The sequence below is a fragment of the Nocardia sp. NBC_01377 genome (genome assembly GCF_045040005.1).
GTDB classification, from domain to species: domain Bacteria; phylum Actinomycetota; class Actinomycetes; order Mycobacteriales; family Mycobacteriaceae; genus Nocardia; species Nocardia noduli.
This window is the reverse complement of record NZ_CP109566.1, coordinates 1,876,003-1,901,675: the sequence shown is the minus strand read 5'-3', so window position 1 is coordinate 1,901,675 and position 25,673 is coordinate 1,876,003. Positions and strand designations below refer to the sequence as shown.

26 protein-coding genes are annotated in these 25,673 nt (G+C 68.5%); 18 read left to right on the top strand and 8 right to left on the bottom strand.

Going from position 1 to position 25,673, the window contains the following annotated elements:
- On the bottom strand, positions 1-474 hold the full coding sequence (locus tag OG225_RS08545) for a hypothetical protein (protein ID WP_405181182.1): 474 nt from the start codon (positions 472-474) through the stop codon (positions 1-3).
- Between the two features lie 41 nt (positions 475-515).
- Between OG225_RS08545 and OG225_RS08540 the strand changes: the two genes are divergently transcribed.
- Genes OG225_RS08540 through OG225_RS08530 form a run of 3 tightly spaced genes read left to right on the top strand, consistent with a single transcriptional unit; the run spans position 516 to position 2,253 of the window.
- Entirely contained in the window at positions 516-1,814 is a 1,299-nt protein-coding gene (locus OG225_RS08540; protein WP_405181181.1) for an NADH-ubiquinone oxidoreductase-F iron-sulfur binding region domain-containing protein, read from the top strand.
- Positions 1,811-2,065 carry a ferredoxin gene (locus OG225_RS08535; RefSeq protein ID WP_405181180.1) on the top strand — a complete coding sequence of 85 codons (255 nt, stop codon included), beginning with the start codon at positions 1,811-1,813 and terminating at the stop codon, positions 2,063-2,065. The genes OG225_RS08540 and OG225_RS08535 overlap by 4 nt, the downstream gene beginning before the upstream one ends.
- Positions 2,056-2,253: a ferredoxin gene (locus tag OG225_RS08530; RefSeq protein ID WP_405183219.1), complete on the top strand. Its 198-nt coding sequence runs from the start codon at positions 2,056-2,058 to the stop codon at positions 2,251-2,253. The genes OG225_RS08535 and OG225_RS08530 overlap by 10 nt, the downstream gene beginning before the upstream one ends.
- Positions 2,254-2,265: 12 nt before the next feature.
- On the opposite strand, the gene OG225_RS08525 is transcribed toward OG225_RS08530, so the two are convergent.
- Positions 2,266-3,438: an acyl-CoA dehydrogenase family protein gene (locus OG225_RS08525; protein ID WP_405181179.1), complete on the bottom strand. Its 1,173-nt coding sequence runs from the start codon at positions 3,436-3,438 to the stop codon at positions 2,266-2,268.
- 124 nt (positions 3,439-3,562) lie between these two features.
- Between OG225_RS08525 and OG225_RS08520 the strand changes: the two genes are divergently transcribed.
- Positions 3,563-4,396: an acyl-CoA thioesterase gene (locus tag OG225_RS08520; protein WP_405181178.1), complete on the top strand. Its 834-nt coding sequence runs from the start codon at positions 3,563-3,565 to the stop codon at positions 4,394-4,396.
- Positions 4,397-4,460: 64 nt separating this feature from the next.
- A complete protein-coding gene (locus OG225_RS08515; RefSeq protein ID WP_405181177.1) occupies positions 4,461-6,062 on the top strand; it encodes an FAD-dependent oxidoreductase in 1,602 nt (533 codons plus the stop codon).
- 60 nt (positions 6,063-6,122) lie between these two features.
- On the opposite strand, the gene OG225_RS08510 is transcribed toward OG225_RS08515, so the two are convergent.
- Positions 6,123-6,425, bottom strand: coding sequence for a hypothetical protein (locus OG225_RS08510; RefSeq protein WP_405181176.1), 303 nt, complete (start codon positions 6,423-6,425; stop codon positions 6,123-6,125).
- A 21-nt stretch (positions 6,426-6,446) separates the two neighbouring features.
- Positions 6,447-7,958, bottom strand: a complete 1,512-nt coding sequence (locus OG225_RS08505) for a class I adenylate-forming enzyme family protein (RefSeq protein WP_405181175.1) — start codon at positions 7,956-7,958, stop codon at positions 6,447-6,449.
- Between the two features lie 240 nt (positions 7,959-8,198).
- On the opposite strand from OG225_RS08505, the gene OG225_RS08500 reads away from it, so the two are divergent.
- The 9 genes from OG225_RS08500 to OG225_RS08460 all read left to right on the top strand — a co-directional run bounded on the left by OG225_RS08500 (position 8,199) and on the right by OG225_RS08460 (position 17,162).
- The gene (locus OG225_RS08500; protein ID WP_405181174.1) at positions 8,199-9,143 is read left to right on the top strand and encodes an enoyl-CoA hydratase/isomerase family protein; all 945 of its coding nucleotides are present in this window, start codon (positions 8,199-8,201) and stop codon (positions 9,141-9,143) included.
- Positions 9,127-10,488 (top strand): CoA transferase, encoded by a 1,362-nt coding sequence (locus OG225_RS08495; RefSeq protein ID WP_405181173.1) that lies wholly within the window; start codon positions 9,127-9,129, stop codon positions 10,486-10,488. The genes OG225_RS08500 and OG225_RS08495 overlap by 17 nt, the downstream gene beginning before the upstream one ends.
- On the top strand, positions 10,482-11,846 hold the full coding sequence (locus tag OG225_RS08490; RefSeq protein ID WP_405181172.1) for an amidohydrolase family protein: 1,365 nt from the start codon (positions 10,482-10,484) through the stop codon (positions 11,844-11,846). The genes OG225_RS08495 and OG225_RS08490 overlap by 7 nt, the downstream gene beginning before the upstream one ends.
- Positions 11,847-12,094: 248 nt before the next feature.
- On the top strand, positions 12,095-13,036 hold the full coding sequence (locus OG225_RS08485; RefSeq protein ID WP_405181171.1) for a hypothetical protein: 942 nt from the start codon (positions 12,095-12,097) through the stop codon (positions 13,034-13,036).
- Positions 12,964-13,542 carry a twin-arginine translocation pathway signal gene (locus tag OG225_RS08480; protein ID WP_405181170.1) on the top strand — a complete coding sequence of 193 codons (579 nt, stop codon included), beginning with the start codon at positions 12,964-12,966 and terminating at the stop codon, positions 13,540-13,542. The genes OG225_RS08485 and OG225_RS08480 overlap by 73 nt, the downstream gene beginning before the upstream one ends.
- Before the next feature lie 116 nt (positions 13,543-13,658).
- A complete protein-coding gene (locus OG225_RS08475; protein WP_405181169.1) occupies positions 13,659-14,519 on the top strand; it encodes an acyl-CoA thioesterase in 861 nt (286 codons plus the stop codon).
- Positions 14,520-14,664: 145 nt separating this feature from the next.
- Entirely contained in the window at positions 14,665-15,321 is a 657-nt protein-coding gene (locus OG225_RS08470) for a TetR/AcrR family transcriptional regulator (RefSeq protein ID WP_216906438.1), read from the top strand.
- 46 nt (positions 15,322-15,367) lie between these two features.
- On the top strand, positions 15,368-16,417 hold the full coding sequence (locus OG225_RS08465) for a dihydrodipicolinate reductase (RefSeq protein WP_405181168.1): 1,050 nt from the start codon (positions 15,368-15,370) through the stop codon (positions 16,415-16,417).
- Between the two features lie 271 nt (positions 16,418-16,688).
- Positions 16,689-17,162 (top strand): hypothetical protein, encoded by a 474-nt coding sequence (locus OG225_RS08460; protein WP_405181167.1) that lies wholly within the window; start codon positions 16,689-16,691, stop codon positions 17,160-17,162.
- A 36-nt stretch (positions 17,163-17,198) separates the two neighbouring features.
- Here OG225_RS08460 and OG225_RS08455 read toward each other — a convergent pair whose 3' ends face one another.
- On the bottom strand, positions 17,199-17,756 hold the full coding sequence (locus tag OG225_RS08455; RefSeq protein ID WP_405181166.1) for a TetR family transcriptional regulator: 558 nt from the start codon (positions 17,754-17,756) through the stop codon (positions 17,199-17,201).
- A gap of 282 nt (positions 17,757-18,038) precedes the next feature.
- On the opposite strand from OG225_RS08455, the gene OG225_RS08450 reads away from it, so the two are divergent.
- Positions 18,039-19,622 carry an LVIVD repeat-containing protein gene (locus OG225_RS08450; RefSeq protein ID WP_405181165.1) on the top strand — a complete coding sequence of 528 codons (1,584 nt, stop codon included), beginning with the start codon at positions 18,039-18,041 and terminating at the stop codon, positions 19,620-19,622.
- Positions 19,619-20,299, top strand: coding sequence for a DUF305 domain-containing protein (locus OG225_RS08445; RefSeq protein WP_405181164.1), 681 nt, complete (start codon positions 19,619-19,621; stop codon positions 20,297-20,299). Before OG225_RS08450 ends, OG225_RS08445 begins: the two co-directional genes overlap by 4 nt.
- Here the strand turns inward: OG225_RS08445 and OG225_RS08440 are convergent.
- Positions 20,267-21,211, bottom strand: a complete 945-nt coding sequence (locus OG225_RS08440; RefSeq protein ID WP_405181163.1) for a LysR family transcriptional regulator — start codon at positions 21,209-21,211, stop codon at positions 20,267-20,269. The genes OG225_RS08445 and OG225_RS08440 overlap by 33 nt on opposite strands.
- A gap of 72 nt (positions 21,212-21,283) precedes the next feature.
- On the opposite strand from OG225_RS08440, the gene dapA reads away from it, so the two are divergent.
- A complete protein-coding gene (gene dapA, locus OG225_RS08435) occupies positions 21,284-22,192 on the top strand; it encodes a 4-hydroxy-tetrahydrodipicolinate synthase (RefSeq protein WP_405181162.1) in 909 nt (302 codons plus the stop codon).
- Positions 22,193-22,245: 53 nt separating this feature from the next.
- Here the strand turns inward: dapA and OG225_RS08430 are convergent, their stop codons facing one another.
- On the bottom strand, positions 22,246-22,737 hold the full coding sequence (locus OG225_RS08430) for a MarR family winged helix-turn-helix transcriptional regulator (RefSeq protein WP_405181161.1): 492 nt from the start codon (positions 22,735-22,737) through the stop codon (positions 22,246-22,248).
- A 179-nt stretch (positions 22,738-22,916) separates the two neighbouring features.
- On the opposite strand from OG225_RS08430, the gene OG225_RS08425 reads away from it, so the two are divergent.
- The gene (locus OG225_RS08425; protein ID WP_405181160.1) at positions 22,917-24,359 is read left to right on the top strand and encodes an MFS transporter; all 1,443 of its coding nucleotides are present in this window, start codon (positions 22,917-22,919) and stop codon (positions 24,357-24,359) included.
- On the opposite strand, the gene OG225_RS08420 is transcribed toward OG225_RS08425, so the two are convergent.
- Positions 24,356-25,672: a cation:proton antiporter gene (locus OG225_RS08420; protein WP_405181159.1), complete on the bottom strand. Its 1,317-nt coding sequence runs from the start codon at positions 25,670-25,672 to the stop codon at positions 24,356-24,358. The genes OG225_RS08425 and OG225_RS08420 overlap by 4 nt on opposite strands.
- Position 25,673 lies beyond the last annotated feature (1 nt).

The window sequence follows — 25,673 nt, the reverse complement described above, 5'->3', positions numbered from 1 at the left end:
TCACTTCGCGAGAACGGTGACCTCGCAGTTGAGCGAGGCCTCGAGCGCGGTGTGCAGGCGACTCTCCGGCACCCGCAGGAGATCTTCCTTCGCCACGATCACCGAGACGACGTCGAACCCGTCGGCGTCCTGGGTCCGCACGACCTCTGCGGTCAGCCCGAATCCGGCGAGGACGCCGTGGGCGTCGTCGTCGGTGCCGCGGCTGATGAAGGTGACCACACCGGCGGCGGGTTCGGTGCCGAAGGCCCGCGCGCACAGTTCGAGCGCGGCCCGGTGTGCGCCGTCGGCGTCGTCGGTGGCGACGAGCAACTGCACTTCGCGCCGATTCGGCGGCGCGGCGGGCAGGTCACCGCCCAGCACCTCGCCCTCCCATGCCGCTACCCCGGCGCGCAACGCCGAGACCCCTTGCGCCAGTTGCTCATCGGTGAGCTCACCGGCCGGGTCGATATTGATACGCAGCACCGCCGTCCTCATGTCGGCCAGCTTAACCAGGAAATCAGCCAGAGGAGGTGACCATGCACGATGCGTTCGAACCATCCGGTTCACTCACCGTTGCCACGGCCCCCGGCTGCCGCCCGCGTCTGTTGCGGGCCGCGCCGGGCATCGAGAGTGCGGCCGAATACCGCGCACAGGGCGGCTACCGCGCCCTGGCCTCGACCACGGATCTGCTCGCCGAGGTCGAAGGCAGCGGATTACTCGGTCGAGGCGGGGCCGGGTTCCCGCTCGCCGTCAAACTGCGCACGGTCCGCGAGGCCGGTCTGCGCGGCCGTGACACCGTCGTGGTGGCCAACGGCGAAGAGGGCGAACCGTCCTCCATCAAGGACAAATGGTTGCTGCGCCACCGCCCGCACCTGATCCTGGACGGACTGCGCCTGGCCGCGGCGGTCGTGGGAGCGCGACGGGCTTTCGTCTACGTCTCCGATCCCGAAGCGGCCGAGCGGATCGAGGCCGCCGTCGCCGAGGCCGCGTTCGATGATCTCGTCGTTCGCGTCGTCAGTGTCGCACCCGCGTACGTGGCCGGTGAGGAGACCGCGGCCGTCCAGGCCATCAACGGCGGGCCCGCGCTGCCCAAGGACAAGCCGCCCCGCCCCTTCGAGCAGGGCGTCGCCGGTGTCCCGACGGTGGTGAGCAATGTCGAGACACTGTCGAACCTGCCGTTCGTCCAGCGCTACGGCGGGCAGGCGTTCCGGTCCGAGGGCACGGCCACCTCGCCGGGAACCTTCCTGGCGACGCTCACCGTCGCCGGACGCGCGCCCGCGCTCTACGAACTCCCCCACGGTGTCGCGCTCACCGATCTGCTGTCCTGGGAGGGTATTTCGCCCGATGACGTGCGCGGCGCGCTCATGGGCGGCTACTTCGCGGGCATGCTGGACCGCGACGTACTCGGCGCGACGCTCGACCACGCCGCGCTGCGCGCGCTCGGCAGCGGACTCGGGTGCGGGGCGATCTCACTGATCACCTCAGAATGCCCCGTCGCGGTCGCCGCGGCCGTGATGAGCTACTTCGACCGCGAGAACGCCGGACAGTGCGGTTCCTGCTTCAACGGCACCGCCGCCATGGCCGCCGCCCTGTGCGCGCTTCGCGACGGCGTCGCGGGCACCGAGGATCTGGCCCGGCTCGAGCGCTGGTCGGTGGTGCTGCGCGGGCGTGGCGCGTGCGGCACCCTCGACGGCGCGACCAACACCGCGGCGACCCTGCTCGCCCGTTTCCCCGTCGAGGTCGTCGACCACCTCGACAATCGTTGTCCGACATGCCGATCCGGCGCCTACACCGCCGATCGCCCCTTCGCAGTGGAAGCGGTGGCCCACGCATGAAGATCCGACTCGACCGCACCATGTGCGACGGCTTCGGCATCTGCGCCAAACACGCGCCGGAGTACTTCTCGCTCGACGACTGGGGCTACGCCGTCCTGGTCGGCGACGGTGTCATCCCGCCGTCGGACCGAGACGCGGTCATGCGGGCGCTACTGGACTGCCCGGTGCACGCCATCATCGAAACCCCCGGCACCGCCGCGCGTGCCGACGGTCCCTCGGCCGTCACACAGACCACGGAGGTATCGCGATGAGGATCCACGTCGACACCGTGCTGTGCGAGAGCAACGGCATCTGCGCGGGAATCGTCCCCGAGGTGTTCGATCTCGACGACGACGATCGGCTCGAACTGCTGCGCGAGGAACTCACCCCGGATATCGAACCGCGGGTGCGCGACGCGGTGGTGCAGTGTCCGCGCAACGCCATCTCCCTTTCGGAATAGCGGATTCGGCGACTACCGGGGCAGTCCGAGCACTCGCTCGGCGATGATGTTGCGCTGGATCTCCGAGGTGCCGCCCGCGATGGTTCCGGCGAAGGTCCGCACGTAGCGGTCGAACCATCCGGCGGCCACGTCCTCGAGATTGAGGGCGCTGCGCCTGCCGGTGACGCCGGGATGGGCCAGCCCGTCCGGCCCCGCGGCGTCGAGCGCGGCTTCGGTGGCCCGCTGGGCCGCTTCCGAGCCGAGTAGTTTCAGCACCGACATACCCGCCACGTCGTCCACGCCGCGCGCGGCCTTGGCCAGCGCGCCGGAGCCGAGCAGGCGCAGCGCGTAGTTGTCCATGACCAGCGTCGCGTATTGATCGGCCTGCACGGGGCCGTCGGGCTCGAATTCGTCCACCAGACTGCCGAGCCGGTCGGCGAAGGCCAGCCACAGCAGCGTGCGTTCGTGTCCGAGTGATCCGGTCGCCACCGCCCACCCCTTGTGCAGCTCGCCGACCAGGTTCTCGGCGGGCACCTCGACATCGGCGAAGAAGACCTCGTTGAAGTCGAGGTCGTCGCGGTCGCAGACCGAGGCGAAGGGTCGCCGGTGCACCCCGGGCGAATCGGTGGGGATGAGCAGGGCCGAGATGCCACGGTGTTTGACGGCGTCGGGGTCGGTGCGCACGAAGGTCAGCAGGACGTCGGCGTCGTGGGCTCCCGAGGTCCACACCTTCTGGCCGTTGACGACGAACCGGTCGCCGTCGAGTACGGCGCGGGTGCGCAGACCGGCCAGGTCCGAACCCGCGCCGGGTTCGCTCATGCCGAGCGAGGCTGTCATATCGCCGCGCAGGATCGGCATCGCCCAGCGCCGTCGCTGTTCGGCGGAACCGAAGGTGATCAGCGAGGCGGCGATGATGCCGAGTCCCTGCGGGTTGAAATTCTCGTGGATGCCGCGACGCGCCAATTCCTCGCGGTGCACGTACTGCTCGATGACCCCGGCGTCGCGACCGCCGAATTCCGGCGGGTAGCCCGGCGCCAGCCAGCCGTTGTCGAATTGCAGGCGCTGCCAGCGCCGCGCCCATTCGGGGATGTGGGAGGTCGAGCGGGCCCGTTCGGTCGCTTCCGATTCGTCGGGCAGATGCTCGTCGAGGAAGGCGACGAATTCCGCGCGGAACGCCTCCACGGTCTCGTCGAAGGTCAGTTGCACGATCCAGCCTCGCTCTCGGCGCGTGAGCCTCCGCGGACGGTAACCCGGGTGCGTTGTCGCCAGTCCGCTACCGTCATGGAGAATGCCCCTCTCAGTCAGAGAGAGTATCACTTACACTATTCGCATGTCCGATATGTGGAGCGACCTTCTCGCGTGCCTGGATCTGAAGGAAATCGCCGTCGATGACGACGCGACCTCGGCCGGAGTCTCCGGTGCCCTGTACTACGAGGGCCCCAACCAGCAACTCGAGTACCACCGTGTTTTCGGGGGTCAGATCCTCGCGCAACTGCTGAGCGCCGCGCGTCTGGCCAGCCCCGACAAGACGGTCAAATCGCTGCACACCGTGTTCCCGCGTGAGGGCCGCGCCGATCAGCCGGTGCGCTACGAGGTGATCCGCAGGCACGAGGGCCGCTCCTTCGGCACCCTCGCCATCAACGCCACCCAGGGCACCGAGGTCGTCGCCTCGGCCGTCGCCTCGATCCACGCCCCGGAGGAAGGGCTCGACCGCCAGACCGTCGACGCGGTCGGCGGCGCGGCCGAGCAGAGCACGCCTCGCGAATTCGGCCTCATCCCGTGGGAGGTCCGCGCCGACGACGATCTCGACAGCACCGGCACCGGCCCCGCCGAATTCCAGTTCTGGATGCGCACGCCGGAGGTCGACCCCACCCTGGCCCCCGCCCTGGCCGCCTACGCCACCGATCTCACCCTGATCGGCACCGCGCTGCGCCCCGTCGATGGCATCAGCCATGTCGGCAACGGCACCCGGTTCCTGTCCGCGGTCACCTCGCACACGCTGTGGTTCCACCGCCCGATGCGCACCGACGACTGGCTGCTGATGCGCCAGCACAGCCCGATCCTGGCCAACGGCAGGGCATTCGGCCGCGGTGACGCGCTCACCGAGGACGGCACCCTCGTGGCCTCCTTCGCCCAGGAAGCACTAGTGCGGTTCCGTTCGTGATCCGTCGGCGCGCCAGCGCCCGCGACGCGGGCCCCGATCCGTCACCTTCGAAGGAGGCCGACCGATGACCTACGTCATCACACAGAACTGCTGCAAGGACGCCAGTTGCGTGTCGGCATGCCCGGTCGACTGCATCCGGCCGAGCGCCACCGACGGGTCGCCGGGCACCCAGATGCTGTTCATCGATCCCGAGACCTGCATCGACTGCGGCGCGTGCGCCGACGAATGCCCGGTCGACGCGGTCTACTCCGAATTCGACCTCCCCGAGGGCATGGCGCGGTTCCTCGACATCAACGCGGAATACTTCCGGCACAATCCGCTCGAACCGGCCATGATCATGCCGATGAGCCGCCCGCCCGCCGTCGACCGGGGCGCGCTGCGCGTCGCGATCGTCGGCGCGGGCCCCGCCGCCTGCTACGCGGCCGCCGAACTGCTCGGCGTCGACGGCGTGGAAGTCGAACTGTTCGAACGGCTTCCGACGCCGTTCGGGCTGATCCGGGCCGGCGTCGCCCCCGATCACCAGCGCACCAAATCGGTGGTCAAGAACTTCGAGGGCGCCTTCGGCAACGCCCGATTCGGCTGCTATCTCAATGTCGAGATCGGGCAGGCGATCACGCAAGCGGATCTGCTCGCCAACCATCACGCGGTGATCTACGCGGTCGGCGCGTCCTCCAGCCGTGACCTGGGCATCCCGGGGGACCAGCTCGCGGGCCACCACGCCGCCGCGGATTTCGTCGGCTGGTACAACGGTCATCCCGACCACGCGGCACGGGAATTCGATCTGTCCGGGCGGCGCGCGGTCATCATCGGCAACGGCAATGTCGCCCTCGACGTCGCCAGGATGCTGCTGCTCGACACCGACGCGCTCACCGGCACCGATATCGCCGAGCACGCGCTCGCGGCCCTCGCGGGCAGCGAGATCGAGGAAGTGGTCATCCTGGGCCGTCGCGGACCGCGCGACGGCGCGTTCTCCCTCGGTGAGTTCCACGCGCTCGGACATCTGCCGGGGATCGACATCGTCATCGACGGCGGCGATACCGAGAGCAGGCCCGACGACGACGTGGAGACCAGGCTCAAACTCGATATCGCGCGCGAGTTCGCCGAGCGCACCCCGACACCGGGCAACAAGCGCATCGTCTTCCGGTTCGACAGCTCGCCGACCGAATTCGTCGGCGAGGACGTGGTGACGGGTTTGCGCGTCGCGCGCACCGGAACCGGCGAATCGACCGTCATCGAGACCTCGCTGGTGCTGCGGTCGATCGGTTACCGCGGCTCGGCGGTGACGGGTCTGCCCTACGACGAGGCGACCGGGACGGTGCCGCACGAGAACGGCAAGGTGATCGGCGCGGACGGCGCTCCGGTTCCCGGTGTGTACGTCACCGGCTGGATCAAGCGCGGGCCGCGCGGGGTCATCGGGACCAATCGCGGCTGCGCGGAGGAAACCGTCGCCCAGCTCATCGCAGATTTCGACCGCGGTGCTCTGCACCGTGAGGTCGGCGACCGCGCGGCACTGCGCGGACTGCTGGCCGAACGCGGTGTCGACGCGGTCGACTGGAAGGGCTGGCGGGCCATCGACGCCGCCGAACGCAAGCGTGGCGCCGAGGTGACCCGTCCGCGCGTGAAGTTCATCGATATCGAGGAGATGGTGACCACCGCGAGGGGGTAGCCCGAAACGACGATGGCACCGCACCCGTCACCGGGGCGGTGCCATCGTCGTATCCGGGAATCAGTCGCTGGCGGGCAGCGGCTTGGCCTCTTTGAGCGCCAGCTTGGTCACGCCGACGCTCAGACTGCCGGCGCCCGCCTTGGTGACGAGCACCTCCGCGCCGCTCTGGTCGACGTAGCGCTTGCCCATCACCGCGCCGTCGGCGAATTCGGCGTCGAGCGCCGCGTCCGCGGCCTTCTCGCCGTCGATCGCCACCATGGCGACGCCGCCCGCGCGCAGATCGTCGAGGCTGTCCGACGACTTCACGACGATGACCTCGGTATCGCAGACCTGGCTGCGTAGCCGAGAACCGTTCTTGATCATGATCATCCTTCCTGACCGGTACTACTGACCCGCGCCGCCGACAGCGGCGTCGAGGGTGAGTTCATCGATGAGTTCACGCCGCAGCACCTTGCCGGTCGGCGTCGCGGGCAGGCCGTCCCTGAACACCACCCGATCCGGGGTGCGTGAACCACGCAGTGTGCCACGCACGTAGGTGCGCAGTTCCTCCGGATCCGGATCCGCGCCCTCCTCGGGCACCACGACGGCGACGATGATCTGCCCCCATTCGGCGTCCTCGACGCCGACGACCGCCACCTCGCGCACACCGGGATGTTCCACGAGCACGTCCTCGATCTCGGCGGGCGCGATGTTCTCGCCGCCGCGAATGATCGTGTCGTCGGAACGGCCGCCGATGAACAGGTAGCCCTCGGCGTCGAGCACCGCGACATCCTTGGTCGGGAACCACCCGTTCTCGTCGAGCACCGAACCGATGCCGGTGTACTTGCCCGACACCTGCTCACCGCGCACGAACAGTTCACCGGGTTCGTCCGGGCCGAGCACCGCGCCGAGTTCGTCGCGGATCTCGACCTCGATTCCGGGTACCGGGCGTCCGACCGAACCGAGCCTGCGCACCACGGCCGGATCATCGGACGCGCGCGCCGCGCGATGGTCCTCCGGGCCCAATACCGCGATGGTGGAACTGGTCTCGGTCAGCCCGTAGGCGTTGACGAAGCCGACCTCGGGCAACAGTTCCAGCGCCGTGCGCACCAGCGGCAGCGGCACCTTGGATCCGCCGTAGGCCAGGTTGCGCAGCGTCGGCAGGGTGGTGCCCGCGCGCTTGATCTCGGTGATGACGCGATCGAGCATGGTCGGCACGACCGTCGCGGTGGTGACGCGTTCGTTGTTGATCAGCCGCACCCACTCGGCCGGATCGAAACTGCGCAGGTAGACCATCTTGCGGCCCGCGTACAGATTCGACAGCGCGGCGCTCACACCGGCGACGTGATACGGCGGAACACAGATCAACGCCACGTCGTCGGGGTCCGCTGCGGCGAAATCGACCGTGCCGGTGATGTAGCTGACCAGGTTGTTGTGCGACAGTTCCACGGCCTTGGGCGCGGAGGTCGTCCCCGAGGTGAACAGCACCACGGCGACGTCGTCGGGCTCGGGCATCTCCGATACCGGATCGGCCGAGGCCGCGGCGTCGAGGAAATCCTCCGAACGCAGCAGACGGCCCTGGTAGCCGCCGACGCTGTCGACGTAATCGCTGTCGCAGATCAGCAGCGGATCCTCGAGCCGATCGATCAGCTCGCGCAGTTTCACCCCGCTGAGCCTGTAGTTCAGCGGCGCGAACGACACACCGGCACGCGCCGACGAGAAGATCAGCAGCGGCAGCATCGCGCCGCCGGTGCCGACGTAGGCGACGGTGCGCGCACCCGATCCCTGGATGACCCCGGCGCCGCCTTCGGTCAGCGTGTTCAAATGCCCTGCGGTCCAACGCAATTCGTCGGAGACGACCGCGACGCGGTCCGGGGCGCTCGACGCCGCCATGTCCAGCAACAACGAAATGCTCATGCAGTCGCCTCTCAGTGCGCCACCGATCGACATCGCCTCGGCATACCGCTGTCGGCACTCGGCGCGGACCGCCGGTCGATCCGCGTGATAGTGGCATTCTCCTGTTCGGAGAATAACATATGCAAACGAGCGTAACCCGTAGGCCGAAAAGTGCGGGAGCCCGGCATCGGACCAGTGCAAAGGGCGGAGGTGGCATCATGATCAGGACCACGACCGCACCAGGGAAGGCCGGAAAATACCGTGATCCGGGTGATAGAACCGAGCACCGCGCCCGATATCACCGAGGCGATGCCGTCCGGCCCGGTGATCGCCGTCGGCGTCGATCCCGCCGCCCCGGAGTCATGGCTCGACCACGCCACATTCGCCCTGACCGAGAGCGAATCGAGCGATCCGCGCCTGGTCACCGTCGACTCCGTCGACAAGACGCTCGAGGAGATCGAGACCCGATGCGCGCGGTCGCCGCTGGCCGCGACGATCTGTGACGACGTCCTGCGCGCCACTGCGGCCTGTACCGAACTGTGGCCGGGGCTCGCCCTGGAATCGCTGGCCTACTCGACATTGCAGGCCGGACCCGAATTCCGGCGATGGCTCGACGAACGCGGGCCGAAACTCATCGCCGAGGAAACCACCGAGGCGGTGCTGTGCGCACGCGACGGCGACACCCTCGAGGTCTCGTTCAACCGTCCGCACCGGCACAACGCCTTCGACAATCGCACCAGGGCCGGTCTGCTCGACGCGCTGACGGTGGCCAGGCTGGACCCTTCCGTGCGCGCGGTGCACCTGCGCGGTGCGGGACCGTCGTTCTGTAGCGGCGGCGATCTCGCGGAATTCGGCACCTTCGTCGACCCGGCGGCTTCCCACGTCGCGCGCACCAGGCACAGCCCGGCGCAGGCGATCGACGAACTGACCCGCAGGCTCGGGCGCGAGTGCCGGGCCTTCGTGCACGGCCGCGTCCTTGGCAGCGGACTGGAGATGGCCTCGTTCTTCGGCACCGTGCGCGCCCACCCCGACACGATCTTCGGCCTCCCCGAACTCGAACTCGGCCTGATCCCCGGCGCGGGCGGCACGGTGAGCGTCACCCGCAGAATCGGGCGCTGGCGCACGGCGTACCTGGTGCTCACCGGCCGCACGATCACGGCGACGACGGCACTCGAGTGGGGTCTGATCGATGAGATCGGCGGCTGATCCGATGGGCGGGACCGGCGGACCGACCCGGGGGCGTGCCCCCGGGGGTGCGAAGCCGAGGGTTCGCTGCGGCGACTCCGAGCCGAACGACGAGATCACCGACGAGCGCGACGCCGGGGCCTGCCCGCCGAGTGACGACACCGTCGAACCGGTCGAGGCCGCCGCGCTGTGGGCGAGCAGCGGGCTCGCGTGGTTGACCGGGACACCCGATGGGACGCCCGAGTTCTCACGCGCCCCTGTGCTGACGCGGGCGCTGGAGGTCGGACGGCGGATCACCGTGACGACCGGTGTCGCGATCGACGTACCGAATCTCCTGTCGGGCCGCGCGGCCCTGCTCGGGCTGCGACGCCGTGGCGATATGTCGGCGGGCGGGGCGACGGCGCTGTCGGCCGCGCTGGACGGGTGGTGCGCGCTGACCCTCTCGCGGGCGGCCGATGTGGAGACCGTGCCCGCGCTGCTGGAATCCGATGCCGTCGAATCCGATCCGTGGCCCGCGATCCGGGAGTGGGCGGCGCGACGTCCGGCCGAGGAGATCACCGAGCGCGCCCGACTCCTCGGCCTGCCCGCCGCGACACTCGGTGAAACCGCCCCGGCAGCACCGCGTATCCGGCGCGCGGGCCCGCGCGGACCCGCGCGCGGTGTCGCCGGAGGCCTCGTGGTCGATCTGACGTCGATGTGGGCCGGACCGCTGTGCACCCGACTGCTCGCCGAGGCGGGCGCGACGGTGGTCAAGGTCGAGAGTCCGCGCCGCCCCGACGGCACCCGTGGCGGCGAACCGGCCTTCTTCGACTGGATGAACGGCGGAAAACTCTGCTGGGCAGCCGATCTGGACACCGACGCCGATTCGCTACGCGATCTGCTCGCGGTCGCCGATATCGTGCTGGAGGGTTCGCGTCCCGCCGCACTCGAACGGCGCGGTCTCGGACCGCACGACATCCCCGCGCGCTCCGGCCGGGTCTGGCTCCGGATCACCGGCCACGGGACGGAAGGCCCCGCGGCCGATCACGTGGCTTTCGGGGACGACGCCGCGGTGTCGGGCGGGTTGGTCGGCGGTGCGCCGCGTCGGCCCGTTTTCTGCGGCGACGCCATCGCCGATCCGCTCACCGGACTCGAGGCCGCCGCGGCGGTGCTCGACGCGCTCGGACGCGGCGGCGGCGAACTCGTCGAACTGTCCATGGCCGCCGTCGCCGCGACCTACGCGGCACTGCCGCGCGCACCGCGCGATTCGACGTTCCCCGCACTCGCACCGGCCCGCCCGACCGATATCGGACCGCGCGCGGGCGCCGTCGGCGCGGATACCGACACCGTGCGACGGCTGGTCGCCGGCAGGCTCGCGGCGTGCTGATCCAGCGCGCCACCCTTCTCGACGGCAGGCGCGTCGATCTGCGGGTCGGCGCGAGGATCGTCGCGATGGCCGAACGGTTGCCTGCGGAGCGCGGAGAAGAGGTTTTCGACGCGGCGGGCGGCGCGATCGTGCCCGGTCTGCACGACCACCACGTCCATCTCCGCTCGTCCGCGGCGGCGCAGACCTCGGCGCGGGTCGGGCCGCCGTGGACGACCGATCCCGAGACTTTCGCCGTGGCGCTGCGCACCGCCACCGCCGATGTCGACGGGTGGATCCGGGCCGTGGGCTATCACGAATCCGTCGCGGGCGATATCGACCGCCGCGCCCTGGACGCGATCGAATCCCGCAGGCCGGTACGGGTCCAGCACCGCAGCGGCGCGTTGTGGATCGTGAACTCCCCCGGTCTGGCCGCGCTCGGGATGCCGGACCATCCGGACGGCAGGCTGTTCCGCGTCGACACCGACCCCGGGCACGCCCTTCCCCCGGTCGAACATCGTCTGACCCGGCTCGGCGCGACCCTGTCGAGGTGGGGCGTCACCGGTGTCACCGACGCGACACCCGGTCAGAGCCGAGCCGATATCGACGCGCTCGCCGCCGCGCATCACAGCGGCGAACTGCCGCAACGACCGCACAGCCTGGCGGCGCTGGGCGTCACCGCCGTGCCCGGGGTGACGATCGGTCCGGTCAAGATCATCCTCGACGACGAGACCCTCGATCTCGGCGATCTCACCGACCGGGCCGCGCGCTGTCATCGCGCCGATCGCGGTATCGCCGTGCACTGCGTGACCGAAAGCCAACTGGCGGTGACCGTCGCGGCGCTGCAAGCGGCGGGCCACGACCTGCGTGACCGCATCGAACACGGCGCGCTGATCCACGACGACTACCTCGACGTGCTCGCCGCACTGGGCGTGACGGTGGTGACCCAGCCGAATTTCGTGGCCGAGCGCGGCGAGGCCTATCTGCGTGACATTCCCGTGCGGGACCATCCGATGCTGTGGCGGGTCGCCTCGCTGCTCGACCGGGGCGTCCGGCTCGCGCTGTCCACCGATATGCCGTTCGGGGACGGCGATCCGTGGGCCGCCATGCGCGCCGCCGTGCACCGCAGGACCGTTGGCGGCGAGATCCTCGTTCCCTCCGAACGGATTTCGGCCGAGCGGGCGCTGGCACTCTTCTGCGGATCCGCGCAACGCCCGGACCTGGCGCGACGCGTGGACGTGGGGCAGCCGGGTGATCTGTGTGTGCTCACGGCGGCGCCCGGGCAGGCGCTGGCCGAACTCGCCTCGGATATGGTCGCGCTGACCGTCGTCGGCGGGCACGCGACCTACCTGTCGGACGCGGCGAGCAACGACGCGCGGTGACCGCTCGAGCGACAACGACCGCCGTCAGACCTTTGACCGGAATGATGTTCGCGAAAATGAGGAATGTTATTTCCGCATGTCAGAATGCAAGTCGCTAGAGTTCCGTATGGAAATTTATGACCTTATTCACAACGGAGTGGTAACGTCATTCTCGTCAAAGTTGACATGACGGACCGATCAGTAGCCCGCACGGGCGCACGCCCGCAGCCCGGGAATTCGCGATCCGTCACGATGTCGAGGGACCGACGATGCAACCACTCACCGACCATGCTCTCGACCCACCCGGCGTGCGTGGCGCCGAATCCGACGAGACCACGGCGACCGCCGAATCCGATTCGCGCACACTGCTTCTGGCACTGGAAGAGGCCGAGGCGGAAGCCGAGGCGGCCGAAGCCGCCGCAGAAGCGGCCCGCGCCCGCGCTCACGCCGCGCGATTGCGTCGACACGCGGCGAGCGAACTCTCGTCGGACATGCCTCCCAGCGACGCGGTCACCGGCTCCGAGACCGGTACGGAAGACGCCGACACCGCCGCACCGTCGGATATCGAGGGCACCGCGATCCCCACCGCGACCACCGAGACTGCCACCGGGACAGATTCGGTCGATATCACGATCGAGAAGGCCGCCGTCCCGTCCGACGGCATCGCGCTCGCCGACCCGGAGACCACCACCTCGGCAACGTTGCCGACCGATAGCCGAGACGCGTCACCCCGCCGCCGCGTCGCCGTGGTGACGGCGGCTGTGGCACTCGTCGTCGTCGCCCTGGCCGCCAGCGGATTCTTCGTGTGGAATCACCACACGGCGTCCGAGGAATATCGCCGGACCGCGGAATTCAGCGCGGCGGCACGGCAAGGGGTCGTCGCACTGACCACGCTGGATTTCAATCGCGCGGCCGAGGACGTGCAGCGCGTGCTCGACAATTCCACCGGTTCCTTCCGTGAGGACTTCAGCAGCCGCGCAGACGATTTCACCAATGTCATCCGGCAGTCACAGGTGGCTACCGAGGGGACGGTCAACGGTGTCGCGGTCGAGTCCATGACCGACGACACCGCGGTGGTACTGGTCGCGGCGACCTCGCGGGTCACCAATTCCGCGGGCGCCGCGCAGGAGCCTCGCGCATGGCGACTCAGCGTCACAGTGACGCGAGTGGACGGTCAGATCAAGATGTCGAAAGTCGAGTTCGTACCGTGATCGCACGTATAGTCGGCCGGCTCCGCGCCGAGCCCTGGATGGTCCTGCTCGCGCTCGCGGTCCTCGTTTCGGTGGCCACCGCGACCACCCTGGCGGTACGGCAGTACCAGCCGGACCGCGAGACCGGCGAGGACGCCGCGCGATCGGCCGTCGCCGCCGCCTCCGAAGGCACCGTCGCCCTGCTGTCGTACGGGCCGAACACCCTCGACCGCGATTTCGCGTCGGCGAAAGGCCATCTCACCGGCGACTTCCTGACCTACTATTCGCAGTTCACCCAGCAGATCGTCGCGCCCGCGGCGAAACAGAAAGCGGTCGAGACCACCGCCGCCGTGGTGCGCGCCGCGGTCTCGGACCTGAAGCCGGACTCGGCGGTGGTGCTGGTCTTCATCAATCAGACGACCACGAGTGCGGACAAACCCGATCCCGCCATGGCCGCGAGCAGTGTGCGGGTATCGCTGACCAAGATCGACGACGACTGGCGGATCTCGTCCTTCGATCCGGTGTAGCGGCAACCGCGTTCTCGCTCCTGAACCACATGTTCTACCGGGACGCACGCGATTGGCGACTGCCCCAACCGGAAGAGCCCAGTTCTTGGATAGGCAAGGCTGTCCTACACTGAGTCATGCCCGATATGTGGAGCGACCTGCTGACCTGCTTCGATCTCCGTCTCCGACCGACGACCCCGTCGGCGCAGGACGGCGGTCGGCCGGAACCGCCCCCGGCCCGGCGCAGCACCCTGACCGTCTTCGAGGCACCCTGTCAGCAGATCGAGCATCACCGACTGTTCGGCGGACAGCTGCTCGGACAGTTCGTCCGGGCCGCGACCCGCGCGTGCCCGTCGAAGGTCGTGAAATCCCTGCATGTGCTGTTCGCCAACGAGGGCAAGAGCGACTCCCCCGTCTACTACATCGTGCAGCGCCAGCAGGAGGGCAGGACATACGCCTCGCTGACGATCACCGCGCGACAGAAACGCGACGTCATCGCCACCGCCATGGTGTCGATGCATGTCGGCGAGGAGGGTCGCGAACATCAGACCGTCGACGGCATCCCCGCCCTGCCCGGCCCCGAGCACCGCCGCGACATCGCGCTCATGCCGTGGGAGACGCGGGCGACGAGCGACCTCGATTCCACCGAGGTCGGCCCGCCCGATTACGAACTCTGGATGCGCACACCGGGCGTCGAGGACGATTTGAATCCGGCGATCCTGGCCTACGCGACCGACCTCGGTCCGATCGGCACGGCTCTGCGCCCGCTCGACGGAATCGGCCAGACGGGGACCGGCACCGACTTCACCTCGGCGACCATCACGCATTCGGTATGGTTCCACCGCGAGGTACGCGTCGACGATTGGCTGCTCCTGCGGCACCACAGCCCGCTGGTCGCGCACGGTCGCTGCTTCGGCCGGGGCGACATCCTGACCGAGGACGGCATCCTGGTCGCGTCGTTCGCGCAAGAGGGCTTGCTACGTTTCCGGCCCTCGTGACGAGCAAGAAGAGAACATAATTCTCGATTTTGTAAGGCTAAATCTCAAAACCCTCGAAACGCCTGCAATGAGCGCAACAATCTTGGCACGTTCTCCGGTACAGTGCAATCATGTTCTCTCAGCATGACAGCGGGTCGGTAGCCCGGTGACCAGCGCCAGTGAAGAGCCGGCCTGGAAGCAGCGCGCCGTCGAGCGGTCCATCCGGACCGCGAAACTCCGTGCCGAACAGCGCGTACAGCGCTTCCTCGACGCGGCACAGGCGATCATCACCGAGAAGGGCACGACGGATTTCACCGTCCAAGAGGTCGTCGACCGCTCCAAGCAGTCGCTGCGCAGCTTCTACCTGCAATTCGACGGTAAACACGAACTTCTGCTCGCGCTGTTCGAAGACGCGCTGAGCCGCGCCGCCGAGCAGATCCGCGCCGCCGCCACGGGCCAGAACGACCCCTACGACCGGCTCGAGATCGCCGTCCGCCTGCTGTTCGAGCTGTGTCGGCCCGACCCCACCGCGCAGCGCCCGCTGTTCACCGATTTCGCGCCGCAGCTGCTGGTCACCCATCCCGCGCAGGTCAAGATCGCGCACGCGCCGTTGCTCGCGCTGCTGGCAGAACTGCTCTCCGAAGCGGATTCCGACGGCAAGCTGCGTTCGAACGTCAATGCCCGCCGGATGGCCGCCATGGTGATGCAGACCGTCATGTTCACCGCCCAATCCACCGGCGCGGAGGACGAGGAGACACTCAATCCGATCACCGCGGACGAGGTCTGGAACTTCTGCGCGCTCGGCTTCGCGGGCAAGCTCTGAGGAGAATTTCATTCTCGCACGGCGAGAATGGCCCTACACTCGGGGCATGACCCGAACGACGGCCGCTCCGTACCGCGTAATCCAGTGGGCCACCGGCAATATCGGCGCGCGCTCGTTACGCGCGGTGCTCGAGCATCCGAATCTGGACCTGGTCGGCGTCTACGTGCACGGTGCGAAGAAGGTCGGCGTCGACGCGGGCACCCTGTGCGACCTGGAGCGTGAGACCGGCGTCCTCGCGACCGGCGACATGGACGAGATCCTCGCCCTGGAAGCCGATTGTGTGCTGTATATGCCGCGCGCGTTCGATGCCGAGCAGGTGTGCGGATTGCTCACCTCCGGCTTCAATATCGTCACCACCCGAGGCGAGTTCCACCATCCGCCCAGCATGGACCGGGAGTTGTGCGCGCAGGTCGAAGCCGCGTGCCGGCTCGGCAATTCCTCGATTCACAGCACCGGAAGCAGCCCCGGATTCATCACCGAGGCCGTCCCGATCGCGCTCGCCTCGATCCAGCGCCGCCTCGAACGTCTGACCATTCGGGAATTCGCCGATCTGTCCCGTCGCGATTCACCGGGAATCCTGTTCGACGTCATGGGTTTCGGCGCACCGCCCACGGCGTTCGACCAGCATCGACTCGACCATCTGCGGGCGAATTTCGAGCCTTCGCTGCGCCTGCTCGCCGACGCGCTGCATCTACCGCTCGACACCGTCGACGTGGCGGGCGAAGTGGCGACCGCCAGGCATCGCACCCGCATCGCCGCGGGCACCCTGGCGCCGGGAAGTGTGGCGGCCCAACGCATCACGATCACCGGTTACCGGGACGGCACACCGCTGATCGAGTTCTGCGCCATGTGGTACTGCACGACCGATCTCGAACCGGAATGGTCCGTGCGACCCACCGGCTGGCACATCGACGTCGACGGTGACGCCCCGCTCGACGTCGACCTGCGCTTTCCCGTTTCCCTGGACATGATGGGCGCCGTCTCCCCCGGCTACACCGCCAACCGCGCGGTGAACGCGGTGCCGTACCTGTGCGCGGCGCCGCCCGGAATCCGGACCAGCGTCGATCTGCCGCAGTTCACCCCGATACTCAACTGACCCGGTCCGCCGAGACCCGGTCGAGCGGCGCCCCACGGTCGCGGTCCGACCTCTCGTCGGTGACCGACCATGAACGGGCAGCTAACCGGAAAACAATATCCGGATCGCGTTCGTGTCTGTTCGACGCCCTCCGTGCCCGAATCTTCGTGTCTAGTTCCCGCTAGCTAGATATTCAATTTTGAGAATGTTGTTTACGTCACTCAAGAAGCTGATTACCATCAACCGGGTAAGGACTCTCACAGTCGACATCCACCTAACGAGGCGAGCAATCGTGCCCGACCAAGCAGATACCAGCAGATTCCCAGCACTCCCGGTGCGATCGGAGGCGCCGGAGTGGGCCTCTCACGCCCAGCGCAACCCGTGGCAGCAGGCCACCGCACCACAGAAACCCGAAACCGAGGCCGATTCGGTCATCATCAGCGTCAGCGATGTGCTCGACTACTTCGAGAAATGCCCGAGCTGCGGGTACCACGCGCAGGCCACGGCGACCACCCGTCGTTTCGACAACGGTCGCATCGAGTCCACGGTCCACCCCACCTGCGGCCTGCCCTGCGGATGGCACGGCACCGTCCAGGTGCCCGCCCGATCCGGCGTCCGCACCGAGACCAGACCCGCCGCGCCGACGGATCCGGCCACCAGGCGCGAAGCACCGGCTCGGCCGGGCAAACCCGAACCGGGTATCCGCCACCGCCCACCCAGTCGCCCCGGACTTGCCACGGCGCGACCACGCACCCCTATTTCCTGAATTCGCGGGCGGGGTAGGCCGGACCGGACACTCGACTCATCTGGTCAGTCCACGTTCCAGCAGACCCCACGCCTGCCGGGCCACTTCCCGTTTGGCCTGCACGTCGGCCTTCGTCAGTATTCCCGCCAGCATCGCCACCGCGAGAACCACTTCCGAGGCGGTGACGTCCGCGCGGATCGATCCCCGCTGCGCCGGATCGGCCAATTTGTGCGCGACCAGTTCGATCAGCCTGCCCGAGACTTCGAGTAGTCGCGGATCGTCGGTTCCCGTCGGATCGAACATCGAGATGAACGCGGCCGACAGGGTGAGCTGATCGACGATGACCGCCAGCACGTCGTCGACGGTGCTGCCGGGATCGGCGGCGAGTTCCTCTACTTCGAGGATGTTCTCCTCGAAAACCGCGAGCGCCAAACTCTCCCGCGTCGGAAAGTGCCGATACAGCACGCCCTGACCGACGCCCGCCGCCCGCGCGATCGAGCTGAGCGCGGCCTCGAAGCCGTTCTCCGCGAATATTTCTCGTGCCGCCCGAATGAGTGCCGCGCGATTGCTCGCCGCGGCCTTCGGCCCCCTGTTGGCACGGCCTGCCGATGTCATCGCGCCAACGTACCGCACCGGATCGATTCGCTCGAACCACGGTGCCTACCGCGCCGAGGTCGGGATTCGTGATGTGATCCGTAACATCATTGACTCCGAACGTAACCGGTAGCACACTTACCGACACTCCTACCGGATACTTAAGTCCGGTTAGTGGATCGCTGTCGCACCCTCGACAGACTCCGCACCACGGCGTCTCCGGCCCACATCAGGGAACCGGGGACATCGCGGCCGCACCGCGTGCCATCCGGACGAAAGGCTCCCTCACCGCCGAGGGACACTATGAGATCACAGCATTGGCTCCGTGCTCGACGGATTTCGGTGATCGCGGCCGCCGCCGCATTGCTGCTTCCGACCGGAATCCTCTCCGCGCAACCGGAATCCGGTTCACCGGGCCGAGTCACCGAGATCGGTGGTCTCAGCACCGTCGCCGTCGGTCGCGCCGCGTGCGGGGCAGGTTCGGACCCTGCCTCCGGTCCCGAGACCGGCTTGCAGGGCGATGTTCCCGCCGCCGACCGGGACAGCAAGCGCAGTACCGAGGGCTACAGCTGCAATATCACCAGACTCGGCGGCTACCCGGGTGTCGGCGGCGGTATCACCTCGACCACCTTCGACCATTGCGCCTATGTCGGCACCTTCTTCCCCGGCAATCTGCTCGGCCGCGAGCAGGGCGTGCAGGTACTCGACGTCTCGAATCCGTCGGCGCCCGTCCTCACCGCCACGCTGACCGAACCCGCCATGCTCGCGGGCACCTGGGAAAGCCTGAAGGTCAACCACGAACGCAAACTTCTCGTCGGCACCGGGGCTCCCGTGCTCACCGGCGCGGGACTGCTCTCGGTCTACGACATCTCCGACTGCGCGCACCCACGTCTGCTCAATCCCGGCCCGGGCACCGATCTCGGTATGCCACTGCCCATTACGGCGCACGAAGGAGGCTTCTCCCCCGACGGCAAGACCTATTGGGCCTCGGGCGTCGCCCCCGGACTCGTCAGCGCCGTCGACCTCAGCGACCCCGCCGCGCCCCGGGTCATCTGGCAGAGCCTGCCCGGACTGTCGATGCACGGTCTCGGATTCAGCGCCGACGGCAACACCCTGTACCTGGCCAACAACTTCGGCGGCATGATGGTCCTCGATGTCTCGGCCGTGCAGCGGCGCGACCGGGACCCCCGGGTCCGCGAACTCTCGCACATCACGTGGACCGACGGCTGGGCGACACAGCACCATATTCCCGTCACCTACGACGGCACGCCCTACGTGTTCTCCGTCCAGGAGGCCGGATCCGGCGGCGTCAAGATCTTCGACGTGCGCGACGGCAGCCGTCCGCAACTGGTGAATTCCATCAAACTGGAAATCGATCTGCCGGACAACCAGGACGTGGCCATGGCCTCGGCGGCGGGCGGTTCGCTGTTCGCATACGACGCGCACTACTGCGCCGCCGACCGGCCCGCGAATCCCACCGCGCTCGCCTGCGGATGGCTGTCGTCGGGAATCCGTGTGTTCGACGTCCACGATCCGCGCTCGGTGCGCGAGATCGCCTACTACAACCCGCCCGCACGCACCGGCGACAACACCGAACTCACCAATTCGCCGCATGCGCTCGCCTCGATCATCGGACCGCCGGTCCTGGCCGCGCCGACGGTGATCCAGACGATCCTGCAGGGACAGTTCGACCTGTCGCAGGCGATCGGCAGCCGGTCCGGCATGGTCGCGTTCGGGGATCTGTCCACCGACTGGTGCTTCTCGCCCCCCGAATGGCGTGGCAACCAGTTGTGGACGACGTGCGCCGACAACGGATTCCTCACCCTGCAACTGTCGCCCTCGGTCTACACGCCGCCCGCCGACCAGAAATCCACCGTCGGCTCATGACCCGAGCCGACTGGGTCAAAGGCGCCGCGCTCACCAGTTTCGCGGTGTTGCTGCTGGTCGTGGGCGCGGCGCTGGGACCGCTCGTGCTGTCCGACGACACCGCCTCGCCACCGGTGATGAGCGATACCGAGATCGGCTTCACCCAGGACATGGTGGCCCACCACAATCAGGCGCTGTCGATGACCCAGCGCCTGGACCGCGCGGCGGACCCGACGGTCAGGGCGCTGGCCCAGCAATTGGCCGACACCCAGCGCCTCGAACTGGGCATGATGCTCGGCTGGCTGCGCATGGCCCGTGTCGTCACCACCAACCCGCACCCGATGGCGTGGATGCACGTCGACACCGGGCCCGACAAGTCCGCACACCCGGGGCACGCGCACGGCGGCGCGGCCACGAGCACGGCGGCCGAGCCCCCGGCGCCGACGACCATGCCGGGGATGGCGACACAGGAGGAACTCGACGCCCTGTCCGCCGCGCGCGGCACCGACGCCGAGATCCTGTTCCTACGCCTGATGCGACGCCACCACTACGGCGGCATCCAGATGGCGCAGGCCGCCGAGCGACAACTGTCGAGCGGAATCGTCAAACAGGCGGCCCGCGACATGCTCGACACCCAGAGTCGCGAGTCCGGGTTGCTCGGACTGCTACTGGACCAGCGGACCGCGGCCACTCCCTGATACCCGCCCCCGCGGCACCTGCTTGAGCGTCAGTTCCGCGAGCACCGCCCGGATCGCCGGACTGGCATCGGCGCTGTGCCGCCACACCGCGTGCACGTCGCGGGTCGGTTGCCGTCGCAGCGGACGCGCGACGAGTCCGTCTCCCAGCGGCGGGCGGGCCAGACGGGGGATCAGGGCGATGACCGCGCCGGAGGCGACCAGCGACAGTTGGGTGGCGAAATCGTCGACCAGGTGGCGCACATCGGGTTCGGCGCGGGTGTCGGCGAACAATCGGCGGAACCACTGGTGGCACACCGTGCCCGGCGGACTCGTCACCCAGGCGTGGCCCGCGAGGTCGTCCGCGGTCAGTGGCCGGTCGATCTCGGCCAGCGGATGCGCGCGTTCCATGACGACGTCGCCGATATCGGTGTGCATGTGACGCTGGGTCAACGACGGCGGCAACGGCGCGGGCAGTCCGTCGGCGTCGTGGACGAGCGCCAGGTCCGCGGTACCCGTGTCGACGCTGTGCACGGCCGGGTCCGGATCCTGTTCGGTGATGAGCACGCGCAGATCCGGGCACCGCGTCGACAGGCGCGCCACGCCGGGCGCGAGCAGCCCCCTGATCGCGGTCGAGAACGCGGCGACGCGCAGTGTCCCGCGCGGCGCGCCTTCCGAAACCGATTGGGCCGCTTCGGCACAGCGTTCCAGCGCCTGGAACACCTCGGGCGCGGAGTCGACCACGGCCTGCCCGGCCGGGGTGAGCACGACCCCGCGCCCCGCCTGCGCCAGCACGGGCACACCGATCTGCCGTTCCAGCCGCTTGATCTGCTGTGAGACCGCCGAGGCCGTGAACCCGAGTTCCTCGGCCGCACGCGCCAACGTCCCCGACGCGGCCACGGCCCGCAACGCTCGCAGCGCACCGACATCGATCATGAAGCAAGGCTACGCAATATCGACAAGAAAGCATCGCTGGACCGCATCTATCGAGGGGCGCACGATCGAGACATGACCGATCCGAACACCACCGCCGCCCGACTCTTCGGCACGAACCTCGTCGCCATGGTGACCCCGATGCGTCCCGACGGCGGTCTCGACCGATCCGGCGTCACCGGACTCGTCGACCACCTGCTCGCCACCGGATGCGACGGCATCGTCGTCGCCGGAACCACCGGGGAGGCACCGACACTCACCGAGACCGAATCCGCCGGTCTCGTCCGCACCGTGGTCGCGCGATCGAAGAATCAAGCGCGGGTGATCGCCGGAATCGGCACCTACGACACCGTCGCGAGTGTGCGCCGCGCACGCGACGCGCAGGCCGCCGGTGCGGACGCGCTGCTGCTGGTCTGCCCGTATTACTCGAGGCCGACCCAGGCCGGGGTGATCGCGCACTGCGTGGCCGTCGCCGATGCCACCGATCTGCCGGTGATGCTCTACGACGTCCCGGCGCGTACCGGTCTCGCGATGGACGCGAGCACGCTGATCGAACTGTCCGCCCACCCCGGGATCCTGGCGGTCAAGGACGCCAAGGGCGACCTGTTCGAGGCGATGTCGATCATGGCGTCGAGTCCACTGGCGTACTACTGCGGTATCGACGAACTCGCCCTGCCCTACCTCGCGTGCGGCGCCGCCGGCCTGGTCAGCGTCGCGGGCAATATCGTCGCCGACCGCAACGGCGCGCTCATCCGCGCGGTCCGCGACGGCGATCTCGACGCGGCGCGGGCGATCCAGGCCGGGCTGATCCCGCTGGCCGATGCCCTCGTGCGCGTGTCCCCCGGGGCGGTGACGGCGAAGGCTGCCCTTGCCGAGCGCGGCATCATCGCCCATGCGACGGTGCGTCTTCCACTGTTGGAGGTACCGGTCCCGCGCCTCGCACTGCTGCGAGATGCGTTGGCAGGTACGCCGTTACCCGTGTGAGAGAAGTGGCGTGAGCGTCTCCGTGCGATCACGTGTTCGGATCGCGTGGCGGTTCAGCCCGTGACGCCCCGGCCGAAACGGGTGACCGACAGCGAGCCGGCCGGGCGCGGCCACGGCCGCCCGTGATGCCGCTCGATATCGGTGTTGAACCGCTCCAGGTAGGCGCCGAAGATCGCGACATCCTCGGAAGCCCAATCGCTCAGGATGGTGTCCAGGTGCCGAATGCTCTCGGCACGTTGCGCTTCCAACTGACGTTCACCGTCGGCGGTGGCGCGGAACTTGCGCGCCAACCCGCCGTCGGGATCGGCGATCCGCTCCAGCAGACCGGCCTTCATCATGGCGGCGGTCTGCCGGTTCACGGTCGAATCGTCCAGGCCGAGCGCCTCGCCGAGTTGGCCGATGGTCATCGGCCCCTCCATGTGGAGCCGGGCGAGCAGCGTGTAGACGCTGCGGTCGAGACTGCGCTCGTCACCTTTGCGGGAGGCCAGGCTGTATCGGCCGAACAGCATGGTCTCGAACTCGATCGAGTCGATGGCCTTGTCCATTGCGGTCCTTTCGACAGCTCCGCGAGACACCGCGGACAACTCCCCGATACCAGGTATACCACGCGTTATGCAGGACACATAGGCCATGCATCATGCATGATATGTGCATCACACATAGAATATGCATAATGCATATTGCATGTACGATGCACATCGTTAGTTAACGTCAGCAAAGGGAGATGTCCGTGAGCACACCCAGCTCCACCGTCCGGCCCGATGCCGTCCTGGCCGTCGTGGCGTCCGCGGGCATCGTCGCCGCGCTGATGCAGACCCTCGTCGTGCCGCTACTCGGTCAACTTCCACAGATCCTGCACAGCACCGCGTCCAACACCACCTGGGTGGTCACCGCGACGCTGCTCGTCGGCGCCGTCGTCACGCCGGTCGCCGGACGACTCGGTGACATGTACGGCAAACGTCCGGTACTGCTGGCCTCCATCGTCCCGCTCATCGTCGGATCGATCGTGTGCGCCACCGCCACCTCGGTGTTGCCGATGATCATCGGCCGCGGTCTCCAGGGCATGGGCGTCGGCATCATCCCGATCGGCATCAGCGCGATGCGCGACCTGCTGCCGCCGGAACGCCTCGGTTCGGCCATCGCCCTGATCAGCGCCAGCCTCGGAATCGGCGGCGCGCTCGGACTTCCCATCGCCGCCGCCGTCGTCGAGAACAGCGACTGGCGGATGCTGTTCTGGGGCTGCGCCGTGCTCGCCGCGATCGTCGGCGTCCTGATCTACCTCGTCATCCCCGAGATCCCCACCGAAGGCCCCGCCGGACGTTTCGACTACCTGGGCGCGATCGGACTCGGAATCGGACTCGTCTGCCTGCTGCTCGCGGTCTCCAAGGGCGCGACCTGGGGCTGGACCAGCGCGACCATCCTCGGCCTGTTCGCCGCCGCGATCGTCGCGATCCTGATCTGGGGCCGCTACGAACTGCGCACCAGCCAGCCACTGGTCGACCTGCGTGTCACCGCCCGCCCCCAGGTCCTGCTCACCAACGCGACCTCGGTGGTCGTCTCCATGGCGATGTACGCCCAGGCGCTGCTGATCCCCCAGCTGCTGCAACTGCCGAAATCCACCGGATTCGGTTTCGGGCAGTCCATGTTCTCCATGGGCCTGTGGATGGCGCCCGCCGGTCTGACGATGATGGTGATCTCCCCGGTCGGCGCGCGGCTCTCGGCCCTGCGCGGCCCCAAGTTCACCCTCGCCACCGGCTGCGCCGTCATCGCCGCGGGCTATGCCGCCTCACTGATTCTGATGGGTTCCACCTGGGGGATCCTCGCGGCGACCGTCATCATCAATACCGGCGTCGGCTTCGCCTACGGCGCGATGCCCGCGCTGATCATGGGCGCGGTCCCGGTTTCCGAGACCGCCGCGGCCAACAGCTTCAACACCCTGATGCGGGCCATCGGCACCTCGATCTCGGCGGCCGTCGTCGGCGCGATCCTGGCGCAGATGACCCTCTCGGTCGGGGGACATATGCTCCCGACGGAGAACGGTTTCCGGGTCGGCCTGCTGATCGGCGGCGGCGTGGCGATCCTGGGCGCCGTGCTCGCCACGACCATCCCGGTCAAGCGGGTGCTGCCCGGCGTGGCGCCGCAGCCGAAGGTGGCCGCCCGGGTCTAGTGCCTACCCCCGGACTCCGCCGCACGCGATTCGTCGTGTGCGGCGGTTTCGTCTTCTCCGGCGGCGGATTCGGCCGACGCCCGCTCCGCGGGAGATTCCTCGCGGCTGTCTTCGTCGTCTCCGAATTCGTCGGTGAGCCGCTCGGGCACACCGATGACGCGCAACGCGGGCGCGGTCATCGCCGTCGTCACCAGCGCCATCACCACCAGCAACGAATACAGTTGCGGCCCGATGATTCCGATTCCGAGCCCGACATTCAGGATCACCAGTTCGGTCAGACCCCGGGTGTTCAGCAGCGCGGCGAGCGCGGCGGCCGGGCGCGGACACAGCCCGGTCGCCCGTCCCGCCAGGTAGACGCCGAGCAGTTTCCCCGCGACGGCCACCACCACGATGACGGTCAGTTCGCCGACCGCGGTACGGTCCAGCGATCCGAGATCGACGGCCAGACCCGACACCACGAAGAATCCGGGCAGCAGCACCGAACTCAGGACCCGCGCGCCGGATTCCACACTCGTCCTGCGGGTGCGGGGGAATACGACACCGAAGGCGAACGCGCCGAATATCAGGTGCAGCCCGATCCATTCGGTGACCGCGCCGAGAAGCAGCGCCCCGCCGACACCGACCACGATCATCGTCTGCTCGGTGCCCACCGCGGCCAGTCGCGCGAGGGCGGGTCGCACCACCCACCAGGTCACGGCGACCAGGGGTATCAACAGGAACAGTCGCCACTGGGTGCCCGCCGCCGGGTGCGCGACGGCGAGCACCACGGCGAGCGCCGACCAGGCCAGGATGTCGACCAGCGCGGCGCACGCCAGGCTGAGCTGGCCGAGCCGGGTGCGAATCAGCCCACGATCGTGCAGGATTCGCACGAGTACCGGAAAGGCCGTGACCGCGAGCGCGCAGCCGACGAAGAGAGCGAAATTCAACCGGTCGCCGGTGGCGTGGCGCGACAGCGCGATCGCGGCGACACCGCATCCGAGGACGAACGGGAACAGATAGGCGGCGGCCGACACCACCGAGATCGAGCGCCGCGCGCCCGCGAACATGCCGCGGTCGAGTTCGAGTCCGGCCACGAACATGAACACGGCGACACCGACGTTGGCGAGCAGACTCAGATAGGGACGGATCTCGTCCGGGAACAACGCGGACGAGAGATCGGCGCCGAGGACGGTGGGGCCGACCAGGATTCCCGCCGTGATCTCCCCGATGACGGCGGGCTGGCCGATCTTCTCGGCGAGCCACCCCAGAACCCTCGCCACCGCCATGATGACGACGAGATCCAGGAACACCGTCACGATCTGACTACTGTGCACG